General features: G+C 63.3%; 16 protein-coding genes. 9 read left to right on the top strand and 7 right to left on the bottom strand.

The window, feature by feature from the left end; translation table 11 throughout:
* Window positions 1-5: 5 nt before the first annotated feature.
* From VMW12_11985 to dnaA, 6 genes are all read right to left on the bottom strand, one after another.
* The gene (locus VMW12_11985) at window positions 6-5,180 is read right to left on the bottom strand and encodes a translocation/assembly module TamB domain-containing protein (protein ID HUZ50435.1); all 5,175 of its coding nucleotides are present in this window, start codon (window positions 5,178-5,180) and stop codon (window positions 6-8) included.
* A gap of 292 nt (window positions 5,181-5,472) precedes the next feature.
* Window positions 5,473-7,371 (bottom strand): DNA topoisomerase (ATP-hydrolyzing) subunit B, encoded by a 1,899-nt coding sequence (gyrB, locus tag VMW12_11980; protein ID HUZ50434.1) that lies wholly within the window; start codon window positions 7,369-7,371, stop codon window positions 5,473-5,475.
* A 7-nt stretch (window positions 7,372-7,378) separates the two neighbouring features.
* Window positions 7,379-8,227, bottom strand: a complete 849-nt coding sequence (locus tag VMW12_11975; protein ID HUZ50433.1) for a DUF721 domain-containing protein — start codon at window positions 8,225-8,227, stop codon at window positions 7,379-7,381.
* Entirely contained in the window at window positions 8,221-9,333 is a 1,113-nt protein-coding gene (recF, locus tag VMW12_11970) for a DNA replication/repair protein RecF (protein HUZ50432.1), read from the bottom strand. The genes VMW12_11975 and recF overlap by 7 nt, the downstream gene beginning before the upstream one ends.
* A gap of 16 nt (window positions 9,334-9,349) precedes the next feature.
* Window positions 9,350-10,465: a DNA polymerase III subunit beta gene (gene dnaN, locus VMW12_11965; protein ID HUZ50431.1), complete on the bottom strand. Its 1,116-nt coding sequence runs from the start codon at window positions 10,463-10,465 to the stop codon at window positions 9,350-9,352.
* Window positions 10,466-10,697: 232 nt separating this feature from the next.
* On the bottom strand, window positions 10,698-12,065 hold the full coding sequence (dnaA, locus tag VMW12_11960; GenBank protein HUZ50430.1) for a chromosomal replication initiator protein DnaA: 1,368 nt from the start codon (window positions 12,063-12,065) through the stop codon (window positions 10,698-10,700).
* Window positions 12,066-12,646: 581 nt separating this feature from the next.
* On the opposite strand from dnaA, the gene VMW12_11955 reads away from it, so the two are divergent.
* From VMW12_11955 to VMW12_11915, 9 genes are all read left to right on the top strand, one after another.
* Window positions 12,647-12,874, top strand: coding sequence for a hypothetical protein (locus VMW12_11955; GenBank protein HUZ50429.1), 228 nt, complete (start codon window positions 12,647-12,649; stop codon window positions 12,872-12,874).
* 16 nt (window positions 12,875-12,890) lie between these two features.
* Window positions 12,891-13,283: a type II toxin-antitoxin system death-on-curing family toxin gene (locus VMW12_11950; protein HUZ50428.1), complete on the top strand. Its 393-nt coding sequence runs from the start codon at window positions 12,891-12,893 to the stop codon at window positions 13,281-13,283.
* A 248-nt stretch (window positions 13,284-13,531) separates the two neighbouring features.
* Entirely contained in the window at window positions 13,532-13,666 is a 135-nt protein-coding gene (gene rpmH / locus VMW12_11945) for a 50S ribosomal protein L34 (GenBank protein ID HUZ50427.1), read from the top strand.
* A 4-nt stretch (window positions 13,667-13,670) separates the two neighbouring features.
* Window positions 13,671-13,988 (top strand): ribonuclease P protein component, encoded by a 318-nt coding sequence (gene rnpA / locus VMW12_11940; GenBank protein HUZ50426.1) that lies wholly within the window; start codon window positions 13,671-13,673, stop codon window positions 13,986-13,988.
* Window positions 13,985-14,221: a membrane protein insertion efficiency factor YidD gene (yidD, locus tag VMW12_11935; protein HUZ50425.1), complete on the top strand. Its 237-nt coding sequence runs from the start codon at window positions 13,985-13,987 to the stop codon at window positions 14,219-14,221. The genes rnpA and yidD overlap by 4 nt, the downstream gene beginning before the upstream one ends.
* 3 nt (window positions 14,222-14,224) lie before the next feature.
* Window positions 14,225-15,082: a YidC/Oxa1 family membrane protein insertase gene (locus tag VMW12_11930; GenBank protein ID HUZ50424.1), complete on the top strand. Its 858-nt coding sequence runs from the start codon at window positions 14,225-14,227 to the stop codon at window positions 15,080-15,082.
* A gap of 6 nt (window positions 15,083-15,088) precedes the next feature.
* Window positions 15,089-15,775 carry a R3H domain-containing nucleic acid-binding protein gene (locus tag VMW12_11925; GenBank protein HUZ50423.1) on the top strand — a complete coding sequence of 229 codons (687 nt, stop codon included), beginning with the start codon at window positions 15,089-15,091 and terminating at the stop codon, window positions 15,773-15,775.
* Between the two features lie 15 nt (window positions 15,776-15,790).
* Complete coding sequence (gene mnmE, locus VMW12_11920) at window positions 15,791-17,137, top strand: tRNA uridine-5-carboxymethylaminomethyl(34) synthesis GTPase MnmE (protein ID HUZ50422.1); 1,347 nt, start codon at window positions 15,791-15,793, stop codon at window positions 17,135-17,137.
* A 64-nt stretch (window positions 17,138-17,201) separates the two neighbouring features.
* On the top strand, window positions 17,202-17,747 hold the full coding sequence (locus VMW12_11915; GenBank protein HUZ50421.1) for an HdeD family acid-resistance protein: 546 nt from the start codon (window positions 17,202-17,204) through the stop codon (window positions 17,745-17,747).
* 8 nt (window positions 17,748-17,755) lie between these two features.
* Here the strand turns inward: VMW12_11915 and VMW12_11910 are convergent, their stop codons facing one another.
* Complete coding sequence (locus VMW12_11910; protein ID HUZ50420.1) at window positions 17,756-18,082, bottom strand: carboxypeptidase regulatory-like domain-containing protein; 327 nt, start codon at window positions 18,080-18,082, stop codon at window positions 17,756-17,758.
* Between the last annotated feature and the right edge of the window lie 90 nt (window positions 18,083-18,172).

Here is an 18,172-nt window from a genome sequence, read left to right as displayed (position 1 = left end):
TCCCCTTACCAATACAGACGCTGGAACGTAAAACTAAAGCCGCTCTGCCCCTGCAGGGGCTCGCCGATCGTTACCCTGGTATTCGAACTCAGGCTCGAATTCGGCGTCTGGAACAGCTTGGTCTGGCCATTCTGGAAGAAGAAGCTGAGCTGCACGCTGGTATTGGGATTCGGAGCGATCGCTAGGCCGAACGACTGGCGAGTGGGGATCCCGAAGGTGGTGGCATAGACGAAGCTCACCGTCCGGCCGAGCAGCCGCCGGGCGCTGAAGCCCACATTTCCATAATAGTCGACCGTCAGGTTCACATCCGAGAAACCCAGGCCCGCGGAGAGCGCGTTCTCGATCGGCGAGAGGATGCCGGCGGCGAACTGGGCGTTGAGGATGTTGAAGGCCTCCTGGCCGACCGTCAGCGTGCCGCTCGCGCCTTGAAAGACGCCGGTCCCCGGCAACGGCGCCACCCCGAGCGGGCCCGTGCCGGCGGTCGGCGGAGCGCCGACCTGGCTGAACTGGATGCCGTTGATGAAGCCGCCGAAGGGGGCGATCAGGGCGATGATCTGGTCGCGCGTATAGCCGGGCGGGTTGGAATCGAAGGCGACCTTGAGGTTATCGAGCTGGCCGCTGACGTCGATCGTGATGTCCGCCGACCCGTAGGGGTTGCGGGCGACATCCGGGTCGGGATTGACCACGTGGGCTTCGCCGACGGCGTGGAGCGTCGGGATGATGCCGTTGTCGGGCGTAAAGCGAACGTCTCCCTGGCGCACCTGGAACGCCCGGTCGAAATAGGTGAGCGTCCCGCCGGTAGAGCTGAAGGCGCCGGCCAGGGTCGGCTGCGCGAGCGTCCCCGCCAGATCCACGGCCCCGGTCGCGCCGATGTCCAGGCCGGCCCCGTAGCCGCCGCCGCGAACCCGCACGTTTTTGCCGGCGGCCATGTGGAGGTGGAAGGCGAGGTTGATCGGGAGGCGCCCGGTGTTGCTATTACCCATGGCTGAAAGAAAGGCCGAGAACGGGATGGTCGCGTTCGAGAGGCTGGCGGTACCCCCCAGCAACGCTTGGCCGCCCGCGGGACGCTGGAGGGAAACCTTCGCGTCCAGCGTCCCGCTCCCGTAGCTCGGAAGATCCAGCTGCGCCGAGTTCGCCACGGCGTCGACGTTGTAGGCCGCTCCGGCAAACCCGTTGGCGAACGAGATCCGCCCGTTGCCGTGGAGCGCACCGGACCCGAGCTGCGCTCGAAAATTGTCGATGCTCGCTTGGGTCCGATCGAACGTCAGGGTCGCGACGGCGTTGGTTACCGGGACCCGCTCGTAGTCGCTGGCATACGAGCCGCCCACGACGCCGAAACGCCCCGAGATCCGCGGCGCGGAAACCGAGCCGCCAACCCCCAGCACCCCATCGACGGTGCCCCCCAGTTTGCTGCCGTGGCCCAGAAGCGTATCGAAAACCGCCGGGTCGAGATCGCTGACGTTGAGCGCCAGGCTGACCGGAGCGCCGGCGGGCCCGATCGCAAACGGGGCGATCTCCAGCGGCAGCGAGCCTGCGATGGTGGCCTCGCCGCGTGCGAACGTAAACCCCGCGTTGCTCAGTTCGAGCGACCTGCCGTGCAACCGCACCGAACCGAACAGCGAAGCGACCGAAACGCCGTAGAGGTTGACGTTCTGCGCATCGAAGCCGCCCGCGAACGTCGGCGCCCGATACGAACCGCCGACATGCACGGTCGCTTCGAAATCGCCGCTCACGTTCACCGGTTGACGCGTGAACGACGTGATCAGCAGCGGGAGATTTTTCGAAGTAGCGTGCACGTTGAGATCGAGCGGATCGTTCGGTCGCAGGCCTACGCTACCGCTCGCGCTCGCGGCGATGCCGGGCGCGGTGAGCGATGCGCTCTCTAACGCGATGCGCGAGTTCTGCGATCGTACGCTCAGCTGCGCGCTTTCGATCGGGAGCGGGCCAATCGTTCCGTTCTGCAAACGCATGTCGCCGGAGACCGCGAGATTCGGGTAGCGGCCGCGTATCTGCGCGGTGCCGAAGGCGCGCCCGGTAACGGGGATGCCCGGAAAGCCTAGTGCCGCAACCCACAACGAGAGATTCAGATTGTCGAGCGAGCCGCTCAGATCGTAGCTCGAATCACGCAGCACGTTCGTAAAGTTCGGCGAGGGGACCAAGCCCATCGATCCGGTTCCGTGCAGCGTACCCTGCGAACCGCCGACGTCGAGCGAGCCGCGCAGCGTATCGCGCACGCTCGTCCAGTTTGCGCGGGTATCGCCGATGGGCAGATTCCGATACCGTAAGCTCGCGATGTCGACGTTGCCGTTGGTGCGAATGCGGTGGAGCGCGGAGATGGCGCCGATGCGCAGCGCTCCCTTACCGTCGAGCGTATCGCCCGTGTTGAAGAAATTATTGAAATCCGAGAGATCGGCTTGCGGCGCGTTTACAAATGCGGCGCTCAAATCCGGCCGCATCGCGGCGGCGAAACGCGCGGACGTTCTGCCGACGACCACCGCACCGTGGCGTGCGATGATGCCGAGGCGATCGGCCGCGACGTTCGCGTACGCATCGTCGAACGGTAAGCCGTTGAGGAATCCCGCCGGTACGCCGATGCGCCCGCTCACCGACGGGTTGAGGCCGCGGCCGCCGATCGCAACGCTGGCGTTGTACGTTCCTTCAGTCGGCAATCCGCCGATATGCAAGGTGCTCAACGTCTGCGCTAAATTCGCGGCCGGAACGTCCGCATGCAAGGTGTACGTCGGCGCTCCGGATGACAGCGCGCCGACGTTTCCTTGCACGATCGCATATGCGCCGTTGAAATCGCCGACGACGTGCGAGAGCCGAGCGCCGTCGCCACGAAGCGCGACCAAGCCCGACCCGTCAACGCCGATGTTCTGCACGCGCCCCTTCGCTACGGCGACGCCGCCGACGAATTGCGGAATCTTGGCTCCCGGCGTGATGCGTCCGTCGACCGCAACCGTCCCCGCATCGAGCGGAAGCCCGATCCCGCGCAAGCGCGCTCCGTCGAGCTGCGTACCGATCAGGGCAAGCTGTTGGCCGACGGGCGCGGCCGCCGAATAGGCCCCGGTCGCGACGACGTGTCCGCCGGCAACGTCGGCGCGCGCGCCGTAAACGTGCACGACGCCGCCCTCGATCGCGACCATTCCCGATGCCGCGGTAACCGGCACGCCGCGAACGTTTGCGTTGCGCAAGCGCACGTTCTGTGCTTGCACGATGATGCGATTGGGCGCGATCGAGAGCGCCACGGTACCCCGGGCGTCACCGCCGGCCTCAATGTTTCCAAGGAACGGCCGCAGCCCCGCGAGCGTCCCGCTGTATGCCCCCCGCGCCACCAATGCGTTCGTCGACACCTCGCCGCTGCCGTGCAACGAACCCCACGGCCCGGTTGCCGCTAAACCGTCGACGTTCGCTCCGGCCAGCGATCCGGCGAACGATCCGGAGAGCGTATCGATCGGCACTCCTGCAACGTGCAGGCCGTGCGCCGAAAGGCTCCCCGCCACGGTCGCGCTCGTGCCGCTTCGGCCACCGCCCGCAAACGCAAGCCGATCGATCGTTCCTCCGACCGCCGGCAACGTCGCCAGGACGTTGCCGGTAAACGGAGCGTGAGCGGGAACGCTCAACTGCAGATGGCGCGCGAGTGCCCAAAACGAGCTGCGGTCGGTCTTGCGATTGAGATGATAGCTCGCATCGAGCTCGCCGCGTTCGGTATGCACCCAGAATGGCGCGACGTCGACTTGCCCGTCGGGCTCCAGCGCCACGAGCGCGGCGGCCCGCGCGACGCCGCGCGTTGAAGCGATCGCCGCGCGCGCTTGAAACTTCGTGTCGACGCCCAGGCCCAACGCATCCACAACGATCGGCTCGCTGCCCAACAACATTCCCGCATACGGCAAACGATCGGCCGGCGCTACGGCGTGCACGACCAGCTTCGAAACGATGTGGTCGCCGAGCGCGAGCGTGCCTCCGACGGTAAACTGCGCGCCGTCCGCGCTCGCGCGCAACGGCGCGATCGCGACGATGCCGTTGTTCAACGCCACGTGCGCATCCATATTCGTGAAGGCGATGCCGTCGTACGTCACGCGCGGTGCTTGCGCGCTCATCATCAAGAGCGGCCCGTTGGTCGCGCCTTCGACCAAAAGGCCCAGATGCGCTTGTCCGGCAATCGGCTGCCCTTGCGAAAATGCAAGCGCGTTACGCAATTGCGCCAGATCGCCGTAACCCGAGACGCCGAAGCGATATTGGAGATTCCCAAAATCGAAGAGCGCGCCGGCGCCATGAACGGGAATATTCGCAAGCGTCGCGGTGAGGCTCCGTGCAAACAGCGTGCCGTCGACCAATTCGAGCCGAGCCGCGATGTGATCGAGCGGCTCGCGCAAGCCGACGATCGCCATCCTGGCATCGGTCACGTCCATCGCACCGCCGAGATGGTAGGCAATGGGTTGGAACGGCACGATGTTGAGCGCATACGCGCGCACGTCGAGATTTGTAGCATCGCCGCCCAAGATTCTGGCCGCAGCGGAGTTCACGACGAAATTCCCAATCGCTTGCATCGGAAATCTCGCCGCCTGCAAACGATGCATCGCGTATCCGCGCGTTTCGTCGACCGTCCCGGTCGCGGTAAACGGTTCGAGCTTGGCTTCTTCGAAATCCCCATGCAGCGTATAGTGGGTGCGCGTCGCCGTATCGATCGACGCATCGAGGTTCACGTTGGCGATGCGGATCGTGCGGGCGGTGGGATCGAGCGCGGATGGATCGCGCAGCGCTCCTCCGAGCCCGCGAATGCGTACCGTCATGCGAAAAGGGACGCCGTTGGGTGGAAGCGGCGGCCCCGGAACGGCCGCTTTGGCTTCCGGGATCCGAATGTTGTAGCTTCCGTCTTTATATCGTTCGATCGTGAAGTTCGGGCGATCCACGGCGATGGCCGTGAGCCCGTAGCGGTGCGTGCTGCCGGGCAACAGGTCGCGCAACGAGTACCAGATGTCGATGCGCGCCGCTTCGAGCACCGGGCCGCCCTTACGGGTCACGCGTACGTGCAGCAACGCTCCATGGTCGAAGCCCAAGCGCTGATCGCCGATCTGCACCTGGTAGCCCGTGGCGAGCCCGAGCGACTCGGCAATGACAAAACGAATCACCTCGTGGCGCCGGGCCACGAGGATGCCGACGAGGATTAAAGCTGCCACTACGGCAGCAGCGATCCGCTTGCCCAAGCTCCCTCCGAGAGTCGTTATACCCTGAACGCGCAAAAGGACCCCGCCGATGCGTGGCCCTTTTTTTCGCTACCTCGCCGCGAGCCTAACGGCCGGCGCGGGAGTTTGCGGGACGTGGGGGACCTGTGATTTTTGTGCAATCGACATGGATGTCGACCTCCTTTGGCCGTTGCACAAAAACATAGGAGTAGGAAGCGCGCAGGAGGCGCGCTGACGAACGGTCCCCCACGTCTCGCAAGCTCCCGCGCCGGTCGTTAGGCTCGCGCTACAGATCCAGGTTCTTCACGCTCTTGGCGTAGTCGAAGATGTACTGTTTGCGTGGTTCGACTTTGTCGCCCATCAGATCGGTGAAGATCTGCTCGGCTTCGACGGCGTCTTCGACCGTGATCTGCTTGAGGCGCCGATGGCCGACTTCCATGGTCGTCTCGGCCAATTGCTCGGCATCCATTTCGCCCAAGCCCTTGTACTGCTGAATTTGGAAGTCTTTGGGATCGGCACCGTCGAGCACGGTCTTGAGATCGGCCTCGCTAAACGCCCACCACTGCTTCTTGCCCTTCTTGATACCGTAGAGCGGCGGCTGCGCGATGTAGACGTAGCCGTCCACCACCAGCGGACGCATCTGACGATAGAAGAACGTGAGCAGGAGCGTGCGGATGTGCGAGCCGTCGACGTCGGCGTCGGTCATGATGATGATTTTGTGGTAGCGCAGTTTTGCGACGTCGAACTCGTCGCCGAAGCCGGTGCCGAACGCGGTGATCATCGTCCGAATTTCTTCGTTCGAGAGCACCTTGTCGAGGCGGGCTTTTTCTACGTTGATGATCTTGCCTCGCAGCGGGAGAATCGCTTGCGAATTGGGGTCGCGTCCGCCCTTTGCCGTTCCGCCGGCCGAATCGCCTTCGACTAAGAAGATCTCGCTCTCTGCGGGGTTGTTGTTCTTGCAGTCGACGAGCTTACCGGGAAGGCCCGAGCCTTCGAGAGCGTTTTTGCGGCGCGAGAGATCGCGCGCTTTCTTCGCCGCTTCGCGCGCGCGCTGCGCCTGCATGCACTTGTCGATGATGATGCGGGCTTGTTTGGGATTCTCTTCGAAGAAGAATTCGAGCCGTTCGTTGAGGAGCCCGTAGACGATGCTGCGCACCTTCGCGTTGCCGAGCTTGGTCTTGGTTTGGCCTTCGAACTGCGGGTCTTGCAGCTTCACCGAAACGACCGCGGTGAGGCCTTCCATGATATCGTCCGTGGAGAGCGAGCCGTCGGATTCCTTGAGCATCCCGCGCTTGCGCGCATAGCCGTTCACGGCGGTGGTGACCGCCTGGCGGAAGCCTTGCAGATGCATGCCGCCTTCGATCGTGTTGATGTTGTTCGCGAAGGCGTAGATTTGGTCGCTGTACGTATCGGTGTACTGCATCGCCACTTCGACGTCGACGTTATCGCGTTCGGCGTGCGTCGAGATGATCGGGTGGAGCGGGTCCTTCTTCTCGTTGAGCCATTCGACGAACGATACGATGCCGCCGTCGAACTTGTAATTGCGTTCGCGCAGCTCCTCACCGCGCTCGTCGCGCAGCGTGATCGAAAGACCGCGATTTAAGAAGGCGAGTTCGCGCAGACGCTTCTGCAGGACGTCCCAATGGAACTCGAGCGTTTCGAAGATTTCCGGATCCGGCTTGAACCACTGGTAGGTGCCGTTGGAATCGGATTTACCGATCTTCTTGAGCTTCTGCGCCGTGATGCCGCGCTCGAACCGCATCTCGTAGAGATTGCCGTCGCGTTTGACGCGCGTGATCATCCACTCGGAGAGCGCGTTGACTACCGAGATGCCGACGCCATGGAGGCCGCCCGACACCTTGTAGCCGCCCTTGCCGAACTTGCCTCCCGCGTGGAGAATCGTCATCACGACCTCGACGGCCGGGAGCTTCTCTTCGGCGTGCAAATCGACCGGGATGCCGCGTCCGTCGTCTTCGCACGAGCACGAACCGTCCTTGTACAGCGTGACGGTGATGTTCTTCGCGTAGCCGGCGAGTGCTTCGTCGACGGAGTTGTCGACGGCTTCGTACACCAGTTGGTGCAGGCCGCGCTCCGAGGTGTTGCCGACGTACATACCCGGGCGCTTGCGCACCGCTTCAAGGCCTTTGAGTACTTCAATTTGTTCGCCCGTGTAGTTACTGGACATGCGTTCGTTATCGTTCCGTTCCATAGATCAGGTCGTAGACGGTGTCGCCGAGTTCGTTACGAATCGTCGCCGGGGCGATGCGCTCCGGCGGGATTCCGGTTTTGAGCAAAACGTAAGAGCTCGCGATCGCTCGCTCGCGCCCTCCTCGCGACAGACGCCCGTCGCGTGCGACGCGATCGAGTTCGCTGCGCCAGCGGCTCAGGAGCCGCCGCTTTTGCATCTCGAACGCGGCCCGCGTTAGCCCTTCGAGTTGTGCCGCCGCGTCCGCAAAATCGATCCCAGGGGTTTCGTAGAGCATCTGGGCCAGAGCCGTTGCTCGCGACTCTCGTCGCTCGCTCGCGCACGGCACGCAGACGCTCGTCCGCCCCGGGTGGATCTGCACCCCACATCCATGACACTCTTTCCACCCGGCGCTCCGTTTCGCCCGCTGTTCGGCATCGACGTCGGAGCGGAAACGCTCGACGGCTTCCTGCGCGCTCTGCGCCGGCGCGCGCTCCGGCCGCGCCTTCGCGGAGCGCTCGCTCGCTTTGCCGCTTCCGGCCGAGGGCGGCGCCTTGGCGGCGATGCGCCCCATCCGAAACCGCAGCCGCTCGATCCCCGAGCGCGGGAGCCGTTCGGCGATCTTCGCTAAGATCTGGGGCGCGAGGAAACCCAGCTGCTGGCTCCACGCGCCCGAACTGGTCGTCACCACGAGCGCATCGCCGGTGATTTGGGCCGGCTGCGAGTGGCCGGCCATATTTGGCCCCACCAGCTCTTCCCACGCTCCGCCGAGCAGCACTAGGGGGTCGGTGGCGGGCGGCGCCACGCCTTCGCGGGGAGTCCAGGTCTGCAGGCTCTGGCGAATCGGCTTCAGCATGCGACCTCCGGCCGAACGCCGGCTTGGACGACGGTATAGATGTGGGCGTCGCCGGGCAAGCCGGCCGGCAGATGGGTAGCCGTCACGAAGGCCTGCTCGTAGCCGCCGACCGCCGCCAGGAAGGCCGCCGCGCGTGCTTCGTCCAGCTCGGAGAGCACGTCGTCGAGCAAGAGGAGCGGGGCTTCGCCCGAGCGATCGTTCATAACGCTATATTCGGCGACCTTGAGGGCAAGAACCGCCGTACGCTGCTGCCCCTGCGAACCGTAGGCCGCCAGCGACCCGCCGTCGAGCAGCAGCGCCACGTCGTCGCGGTGCGGGCCCGCAAGCGTCGTTTTGCGGACGCGTTCCATGGGCGCGACCTCGCGGAGTCGCTGCGCGAGCGCGCCGCCGATGCTATCCGCGGTCGGAGCCTCGAACGGCACGTTCGGGGCGTATCGCACGGCGAGCGTTTCGCGGCCGCCGGTCCAGCGCGCGTGCGTTTCGTGCGCGTGCCGGGCGATCGCGGCGACGAGGTGGTTGCGCATCAGCATTACCTGAGTGCCCGACTCCACGAGCGTATGGTCGTAAATGGCCAGCAGCTCTTCATCGGGTGCGATGCTGCCGCGCAGCAGCGCGGATTTCTGTTGCAGCGCTTTCTGATAGCGCACGAACGCGTGGTAATACGCGCGCTCTTCTTGCGCGAGGGCCATGTTGAGGAAACCGCGGCGCAAGCTCGGCGCACCGACGACCAACTGCAGATCGGCGGGAACGAACGTGACGACTTTAATGCTGCCGAGGAACTTTGCGTAGCGAACGCCCTGCCCGTTGATCGTATATTGTTTGCGCATCCCCCGAGCGCTCTTCGTCAACGTACAACCGAGGTGCACGACGCCCGCGCGAACGCGCGCGTCGCCGCCGATCACCGCGAGATCGATGCCTTCGCGAATGAGATCGCTCTCTCTCCCGGTCCGGAATGATTTGCCGGTGCCGAGCATCGCGATCGCTTCGAGCAAATTGCTCTTGCCTTGCGCGTTCGCGCCGACGATGACGTTGAGCCCCGGCGACGGTTCGAGATCGAGCTGCGCGTAGTTGCGAAAATTGGAGAGCGCGATACGTGTTAATTGCACGAGATCGCGCGGGCCGTCATTGGCGCAGCGGCATGAGCACGTAGAGTTGCTGGCCGCCTTCGGGTTGTTCGACCGGACGAATCGCCGCCGGAGAGAGCGGCCCGAGAAACTCGATCACGGTTTGGGCGCTCTTAATGTGATTGAGCACCTCGACCAAATAGCGCGCGTTGAACGCGATCGTAAGGTCTTCGCCGGTTTGCTCCACTTCGAGTTCTTCGTACGCGTTTCCGGAGATGTCCGAACTTGCCGTGATGATGAGCGTTTGATTGGAGACGGCAAGTTTTACCATGCTGGCGCGGTCGCCGGCAACGAGTTCGGCGCGGCGAAGGCTGCTGATAAACGCGGCGGTGTTCACCGTGAGCGAGCGGTCGAACTTCGGCGGAATGACTTGCTGGTAATTCGGGTATTGTCCGTCGACCAGACGCACCGTGATCGCGGTGTCCCCCGAATGTAATTGCAACTGATTGCTCTGGGCTCCAAGCGCGCTTACCGAGATCACTTCGCCCGAACCGAGGTTCCGTGCCGCTTCCGCGAGCGCGCGCGAAGGCACGATGTATTTCTCCGCTCCCGTGATGCCGTCGTCGAGCGTGGTCTGGAATTTCGCCAGACGATACCCGTCGGTCGCGACCATCGTCAGCGAATTCCCTTCGAGTTCCAGGAGCGTTCCCATGAGCACCGCCCCGCGGGCTTCCTCGTTGGAGGCGGCAAAGATCGTCGCTTCGATCCCTTCGCGCAGACGTTTACCGCCGATCGTGAAGTGCGAGCCTTTGGTGGCTTGCGGAAGCGGCGGGTATTCGTCGGGCGGCAATGCATGGAAATCGTAATTGCTGCGTTCGCACTTTACGCTCGCTCGGGTCGGCGTGCCGTTGAGTTCGAGCCTGCCGCCCTGGAGATTGCCGAGATAACTTGAGAACAATTTGGCCGGAATGGTGACCGATCCGGGCTCGGTGATATCGGCTGCGAATGCGTGCTCGAGCGTGAGTTCTAAATCCGTCGCGCGGACGGCGATTTTACCGTCTTCGGCTTGCAACAGGACGTTGGAGAGGATCGGTACGGTCGTGTGAGCGTTGACCACTTTGCTAGCCGCTCCGACGGCCGCTGCAATCTCTTTGGTGTTACACGTAAACTTCATACTCCACCGATCGTAGCGAGGCTCGTTTCGTAGTAAATATACTTAGAATGAGCCGTAACAGTAGTAGTGCGGTGTATTGCGCGGATAAGTCTGTTTTCGATAGTTCTCACGGCACTTTTCGCCAAGTATAACGTGTGTATCGTTCGCCCGCCTGAATCCACATAATCACCGCCGATGATTTCCGGTGCAGTTATCCACGCAGAAGGAGTGACCCTGTGCTGGAAGCTGTGCACTACGGGTTCTGACACATCGCGATGAGCTGTCGTACCTTGTTGCGGAAGGCTTCGTCGCGCTGCATCTGGTCCTTGATCTTGTCGCGAGCGTACATGACCGTGGTGTGGTCTTTTTTGCCGAAGTCGCGGGCGATCTGCGGCAGGGAGTAGTCGGTGAGCTCGGTCGCGATGTACATGGCGATCTGGCGCGGGCCGGCCAGGCGCTGGTCGCGCCGGCCGTTGTCCATCTCTTTGACGGTGAGCCCGTGGGCGTTGGCCACGGTATCCTTGATCTTGGCGATGGTAATGCGGTGCAGGGGTTGCTGCCCGACCGCGCTCTTGAGGACTTCGGCCGCCAGGTCGAGCGTGATGGGCGACTTCGTGAGCGAGGCGTAGGCGACCACGCGGATCAGCGCGCCCTCGAGCTCGCGGATGTTCGACGGAATCACTTTAGCGATGAACGAGGTGACCTCGTCGGGGACGGGGATCTTCTCGCTCTCGGCTTTCTTGCGCAGGATCGCTTCACGGGTCTCGATGTCGGGGGCCTGGATATCGGTGAGCAGCCCCCACTCGAAGCGGGAGCGCAGCCGCGATTCCAGCGTCTGGATCTCTTTCGGAGGGCGGTCCGAGGAGATGATGAGCTGTCGCCCGGACTCGTGCAACGCGTTGAAGGTATGGAAGAACTCTTCTTGGGTGGTCTCTTTGCCGGCCAGGAACTGAATGTCGTCGATCAAGAGCACGTCGACCTGACGGTAGCGATTGCGAAACTCCGGCGTCCGGTTGTTTTGCAGCGCGATGATGAACTCGTTCGTGAACTTCTCGCACGTGACGTAGACGACGTTGGCTTGCGGATTGTCGAGCATCACGCGGTGCCCGATCGCGTGCATCAAATGCGTCTTCCCGAGCCCGACCCCACCATAAAGGAAGAGCGGGTTGTACGCTCGCGCCGGTGCGCAAGCAACCGCCTGTGCTGCGGCGTGGGCGAAACGGTTGGAGTTGCCCACCACGAACTCTTGAAAGGTATAGCGGCCGTTGAGATTCGCCGTACGCAGATCGTCTAGCGAGCGCAAAGCCGCGCCGGCAGGGGCGATTCCCGGCGCGGGCGGAGCCGCTTCGACGGGCTCGGCGACCACGATGGTGAGGTCGAGTTCGGTATCGAACACTTCACCCAATGCGACCGCGATCTGGGGCTTGAGCCGGTTCTCGACCCAGTCGCGAGCAAACTTGCTCTGCACCGAGAGTTCCATCTGATTTCCGGTAAACGAAACCAAGCGAATCGGTTTGATCCACATCTCGAAGATCGGCTTGGAAAAACGGCGCTCGAGCGCATCGAGTGCTGAAAGCCAGAGTTCGTGCGAGATTTCGGAAGTGCCGACCGCAAGCGCCATCGTAATACGACCCCATAACCAAACTGCGAAGTATCGGGCCGCTCGGTACCGTTGCCGGTGACGCGCGGTCGACGTGAGGACGCAATCGGTTGGCTTAATCAGGCGCCTCTCCTGCGGAAAATGGGCTCAATCTTATCCACTTATCCACAGCGAAAAAACAACGTGTTTTCAACGTTTTTTCGCGACTGAGAAGGCGCTGAGAATCGCCCCTTGACAAGCACGAATCACCTTCTAAAACAGGCGTTTGCGGTCCATCGCAGGGGTCTTTCGGGTGGTGCTTTTCCACAGGCTTGTCCACACGTGTGGAGAAGCGCTCCCGCGCGAGAGGGAGCTCGCCTCCTAACTCCCTCGTAACCGACTCTCCGCCAGGCAAAGATTAAGGGCTCGGAAACGATCCACCAAGCGCTTAGCTATGTGGTTGCGAAGCTTCACGTCGCACCTCGGCCCGGTGGCCCGCACGATATTTGAAGCATGGCCGGGATCGGCTCAACGTTCTCGTTGAATTCCCCCGCACATGTCGTCGGCAAGCACCGGGGTGCGGATGGCTGAGTGTGGTGTCATTGTGGTATCATGATGACACCATGAAGAGGATGCCCCGGAAAGCTAGTACCTTTCGCCTTGAGCCGGAGGTTGCCGATCTCCTGAAGCGCCGTGAGGGTGATTATGCCTCAATGAGCGAGAACGCGGTCGTAAATGTCGCTGTTCGTCGACTATTGAAGGCTCCGCCTTTGGATAGCGAAGTCGAACAGATCGCTCGCCGCTTAGCCAAAAAAGATGAACGCATTTTGGAGGCGCTGAAGAATCTCTGATTCGCGCTTCCTCTCGGTGGAGCAGGTCCGCAAAATTGCGGAAATTGCCACAAAAGGCCCAGTGATGATTCGTTCAATGGACCTTTTCGAGTCAGCGGTTTTCGCGCCGCAGGCATCTTTCGGTGGTGAATACTTGCACAAGGATTTCTTTCAGCAGGCAGCCGCGCTTATGCGGTCTCTTGCCGAGAATCAGCCCCTTGTAGACGGCAACAAGAGAACCGCCTGGCTTTCCGTCGTGACATTCGCTGAACTTAATGGGTGGACAATTGAAGCCACGGAAGATCACGAAACGCAGATCCCGATCACATCGCTCGGTGGCTTCGCGATCGAGCATCTGCGATTTAGAGCCGTTTCGACCGCGCCGCCTGTGCTTGAGCGGTTAAGCATTGCCGCGCTTTGCCGCCCTTGAGGCCGCCCAGATGGCCTAGCTGCCTGCGCTGCGGGGTTCTTCTCTGGCCCGTCGATCCCGCGTGCCTTTGCGGTAGCGTCCTCAAGCCTCCCATGGACCCAAAATAGACGAAGCTGCTTGGTCCACTTAAATTGACCCGCTACCCCAGCGGCTTTTGGTCTTGACGGGGCCGTGGGGGCCTGTCTATACTAAGGGGCTGTATGCCGCCGGTCTTTGGCGGCTATTTTTACCTAGGAGTTCGAACGACCATGAAGCGGACGTACCAGCCGCACAACCGCCGTCGCAAGCGCGTGCACGGCTTCCTCGAGCGGATGAGCACCAAGAATGGGCGCCGGGTTCTTTCCCGCCGCCGTAAGAAGGGGCGTCATCGCCTGACCGTTTAGGCCGATGCGTCCGTTTGCTAGCCTGCGCCGTAGGGCGGATTTTAGCCGTTTACGGCAGCGCGGCCGGCGTGTCGGGACGAGGCACCTCACGGTGTATCGTGCCGATGCCTTCCCCGCCGATCCAGCCTCGCTGGTCGGCATCGCGATCGGGGTCTCGATCGGAAAAGCCGTGGTTCGAAATACGTTGCGTCGCCGCCTGAAGGCGATACTTCACGAGCAGCTCGCGGGCCGTCGCCTGCGGCTGCTTCTTGTTGCCCGGCCGGGCGCGGCTGCCGCCGACTTCGCGAGCCTCCGGGCCGACCTCGCACGGGCGCTCGCCTGATGCGATCCGTTCTCGTCTTCATTCTTCGGGTCTACAAGCAGCTGGTCTCGCCGCTGCTCCCGCCCGCCTGCCGTTTTTACCCGAGTTGCTCGCAGTATGCGCTCGAGGCGATCCAGAAGCACGGGTCCGTACGCGGTTCCCTGCTCGCCCTCGGGCGGCTCGCGCGCTGCCATCCGCTGCACCCTGGGGGCGTCGATCTCGTTCCCGAACGCTCGCGCCCTATCGAAAGGTAACCGTTGCACCTCTTACTCGCCGGGTTCCTGAGCCCGATCTTCGACCCGATCGTCGCGGGCATCTCGTGGGTTCTCGCTCACCTCGCCACCGAGTTCCAAGCGATCGGCCTCAACTTGGGCGTCAGCCTGGGCTTGAGCCTGATCGTCCTCGCCGCATTAATTCGTATCGTTTTCTGGAAGCTCAACGTCGCGCAGTTCAAAGCGATGATCGCCATGCAGAAGGTCGCCCCGAAGCTCAAGAAGCTTCAGGAACGCTACAAGAGCGAGCCGCAGAAGCTGCAGCAAGAGCAGATGGCGCTCTACAAAGAGCAGGGCGTCAACCCGCTGGCCGGCTGCTGGCCGACGCTGGTGCAGCTGCCGATTCTGTTTAGCGTTTTCTACGCGGTCACGTCGCATCGCGATCTGTACGCGCACGCATCGTTCCTCTGGATCGGCAGCCCGCTCGCGGCGCAGTTCCCGAAGATTCTCGCGCAGAATTTGGCCGGCGCCGATATTCTGCTGGTGGTCGTGTACATGGTGACGCAGTACGTCAGCATGCGCTTCACGACGATGCCGGCGACGGATCCCGCGCAGGCGCAACAGCTCAAAGTGATGCAAATTCTCTCGCCGCTGATGATCGGTTTCTTCGGTTATCGCGCGAACTGGCCGTCGGCGATGGTGCTGTACTGGCTTTCGTACAACGTGTTCACGATGGCGCAGCAATTCTACATGTTGCGTAAGTATCACGAGCCGCTCTCGTTCATCGATAGCGAGCACGTGATCACCGAGGATCTCCCCGCCAACGGATCCGCTGCGACGGCCGCTCTTTCGAGCGGTAGCCCGGCGAAGAAGTCGAAGAAAAAATCCACGAAAGGCGCCTAACGACCGATGCTTTACGAAGACGATTTCGAGTTCGAAGAACAGCCTGCGAATATTCGCGACCGCAATATTCCGGGCAAGGGCGGCGGCCCGCGCGAAGGCGGCGGTAACCGGCGCCCCGGCGGATACGGCGGCGGCGGCGGCGGCGGCCGGCGGGGGCCGGGCGGCTACGGCGGCGGACGCAGTTACGGCGGTGGTGGCGGAAACTTTCACCGCGGCCCGAGCGCACCCGGGCAGGCCTTGCCCGATAACGCCAAGCCGGCGCACGCTCTCCTCGATGCGTTGCTCAACCTGATGGGCGTACAGCACGCCGACATCGCCTACATTCCGCGTCCCGAAGGCGAGTATCTCGAAGTCACGGGCCCGGATCTTGCGATGCTGATCGGCCGCCACGGGAACACGCTCGAAGCGATCAACCTCATTTTTAACAACATGATCAACGTGGGCGTGCGCAACAATCGCCGTTACTACACGATCGATGCCGAAGGCTACCGCGCCCGCCGGGCCGAGCAGCTCAAGAATCTCGCGTTTGAAACCGTCGAGCGCGTGCTGCTCGAAAAGAAGCCGCAGAAGATGGAACCGATGCTGCCGTCGGAGCGCAAGATCGTGCATCTTTCGATCCAAGACAACGAGCTGGTGCGCACCGAATCCGAAGGCGAAGAGCCCGAGCGCTGCGTCGTCATCTTCCCGACGTAGCCGCCGCTTAACCCGGTGAGCGCCGAGCGAACGATCGCGGCTATTGCGACGCCGCCGGGGCGCGGTGCGATCTCGATCGTGCGCGCCAGCGGCCCGGGCGTGCGAGCGCTCGCGCGGCGCGTCGTCCCCGAAGCGCGTCTGCGCCCGCACGTCGCGCAATACGTCGCGGTACTCGATGCCGATGGCCGCGCGATCGATCGCGGGATCGCACTTTTCGCGCAAGCACCCCAGAGTTACACCGGTGAAGATACGCTGGAGCTCCACGTTCACGGTTCGCCGGTCGTTGCGAGCGAAGTGTTGCGCGCGTTGCTCGCGGCCGGCGCGCAACTGGCGCAGCCCGGTGAGTTTACGCAGCGCGCGTTCATGAACGGCAAGTTGGATCTGCACGCGGCCGCCGCCGTGGCGGATTTGATCGATGCGGAGACGCGCTCCGCGGCGCGCGCGGCCTTTGCGAATCTCGCCGGAGGCCTGGCATCCGAAGTGCGGGCGCTGCGCGCGCAACTCGGCACGATGTTGGAAGAGCTCGCCGGAGCGATCGATTTCCCCGACGAAGTTCCCGAGCCTTCGCGCGAGCGTCTGCAAACCTCGCTGGAGGCGCTCGACCTCGCGTTACGCGGCATGCTGCGCGCCGGCGAGGTGGGGCGGCTCGTACGCGAAGGCATTGCGGTGGCCATCGTGGGGCCGCCGAACGCGGGCAAATCCTCGCTGCTCAACGCGCTCCTAGGCGAGGAACGCGCGCTGGTTTCGGATATCGCGGGAACTACGCGCGATACGATCGAGGAAGCCATCGTTATCGACAGCGTGCGCGTGCGCATCGTCGATACCGCGGGCATTCGCGAACATGCGGACCGCTTGGAAGCGGCCGGTATCGAACGCACGCACCACGCGCTTGAAGCCGCGCGCGTCGCGCTGATCGTCGTCGACGCATCGCAACCGTTGACGGCCGGCGCGCGGGCGCTCCTGGAGCGAACGCGCGATCGCGCGCGGGTGGTGTTTGCAAATAAAGCCGATCTCGGCGAGGCGGCGGTGGCGATGCTCGGCAACGCGGCCGACGTGGTGGGAAGCGTGCGCGAGCGAAAGACGCTGGACGCATTGCGCGCCGCGATCGCGCGCGCCGGGTGGGCGAGCGAACGCCCGGATCTGGAGCGCCCGCACATCGCGTCCGCGCGCGAATTTGCCGCGGTCTACGAAGCGCTGGAAGCGCTGGAAAATGCTCGCGCAACGCTGGCGCGCGGCGATGCCGCCGATTTTATCGCCGGCGATCTGCAAGCGGCCTTTGCGGTGCTGGGCCACATCAGCGGGGGCGCGGCGAACGAGGAGATCGTCACGGGGGTCTTCGCGCGCTTCTGCATCGGCAAATAGCACGAAAGGAGAGGGCCGAGCGCAACCGAAGGTCGCTGCGACCACAGTTTTAACGAGGTATCACATGCTCCACTCACTCGCGCGTAACTGGTGGGCGCTTCTATTGCGCGGCTTTGCCGCCGTCTTATTCGGCGGCCTGGCATTCTTAGTTCCCGGGACGACGATCTACGCGCTGGTGATCCTGTTCGGCGCATATGCGTTCGTCGACGGCGTCTTTGCGATCGCTTCGGCAGTTCGAGCGGCCGAAGCGCACGAGCGGTGGTGGCCGTTTGTGATCGAGGGCGTCATCGGCTTGGCGATCGCGGCGATCACGTTCTTCCAGCCGCATATCACCGCGTTTGCGCTCTACATCACGATCGCCGTTTGGGCGTTTCTCACCGGCATCTTCGAAATCGTCGCCGCGGTACAGTTGCGCAAAGCGATTGCCGGAGAGCTGCTGCTCATCGTGAGCGGCGTGCTTTCGATCCTCTTTGCGGCGTTGCTGGTCGCGTTTCCGCAAGTCGGCGCGCTGACGATCGTCTACATCATCGGCGCCTACGCGATGGTATTCGGCGTGCTGATGATCGGGCTGGCGTTCCGCCTACGCGGCCACGCCGGCCATACCCCGTAGCCCAACCGCTACATCCCGGGGCCGGATCCCGCGCACGAATAGTCGAGGGTCGTGCTGCAGGCCGAGATATTGACGACGGTGGTCTTACCGCGGACGACCACGCGCTGATGGTGCGTGGGAACGTCGCTCGAAACGATGGTCAGCACGTAGTTGCCGGGCGTGACGTTCGCGAAGCGGTAGGCGCCCGCGGCGCCGCTCTTGGTAGCGCGCGCTTTCGCGCCCGAAAGGGTGACGGTGATGCCGGGCATCGGCTGGCCGGTGGTCGCATCGGTGATGTGCCCCACGAGGACGGCCAGCGCGAATACTGCCAGGGTGGTAAGCGTACGGGTCTGCATATCTGCTAGACTAACAGATCGTGAACGATTTCAAAGCGACTGACGACGCGGGCGCGATCGTCGTAGGCGGGGGCCATGCGGGCGTAGAGG

It is taken from the genome of Candidatus Dormiibacterota bacterium, from assembly GCA_035532835.1.
In the GTDB taxonomy this organism is placed as follows: Bacteria; Vulcanimicrobiota; Vulcanimicrobiia; order Vulcanimicrobiales; family Vulcanimicrobiaceae; genus DAHUXY01.
The sequence above is the reverse complement of the archived record's forward strand: the minus strand, read 5'-3'. Positions and strand labels throughout refer to the sequence as shown.

Coding starts and splice junctions, on each gene's coding strand:
- gyrB (HUZ50434.1), bottom strand. CDS start 7,371: ATGTCCAGTAACTACACGGGCGAACAAATTGAAGTACTCAAAGGCCTT.
- VMW12_11975 (HUZ50433.1), bottom strand. CDS start 8,227: ATGCTGAAGCCGATTCGCCAGAGCCTGCAGACCTGGACTCCCCGCGAA.
- dnaN (HUZ50431.1), bottom strand. CDS start 10,465: ATGAAGTTTACGTGTAACACCAAAGAGATTGCAGCGGCCGTCGGAGCG.
- dnaA (HUZ50430.1), bottom strand. CDS start 12,065: ATGGCGCTTGCGGTCGGCACTTCCGAAATCTCGCACGAACTCTGGCTT.
- VMW12_11955 (HUZ50429.1), top strand. CDS start 12,647: ATGAAGAGGATGCCCCGGAAAGCTAGTACCTTTCGCCTTGAGCCGGAG.
- rpmH (HUZ50427.1), top strand. CDS start 13,532: ATGAAGCGGACGTACCAGCCGCACAACCGCCGTCGCAAGCGCGTGCAC.
- rnpA (HUZ50426.1), top strand. CDS start 13,671: ATGCGTCCGTTTGCTAGCCTGCGCCGTAGGGCGGATTTTAGCCGTTTA.
- VMW12_11925 (HUZ50423.1), top strand. CDS start 15,089: ATGCTTTACGAAGACGATTTCGAGTTCGAAGAACAGCCTGCGAATATT.
- VMW12_11915 (HUZ50421.1), top strand. CDS start 17,202: ATGCTCCACTCACTCGCGCGTAACTGGTGGGCGCTTCTATTGCGCGGC.
- VMW12_11910 (HUZ50420.1), bottom strand. CDS start 18,082: ATGCAGACCCGTACGCTTACCACCCTGGCAGTATTCGCGCTGGCCGTC.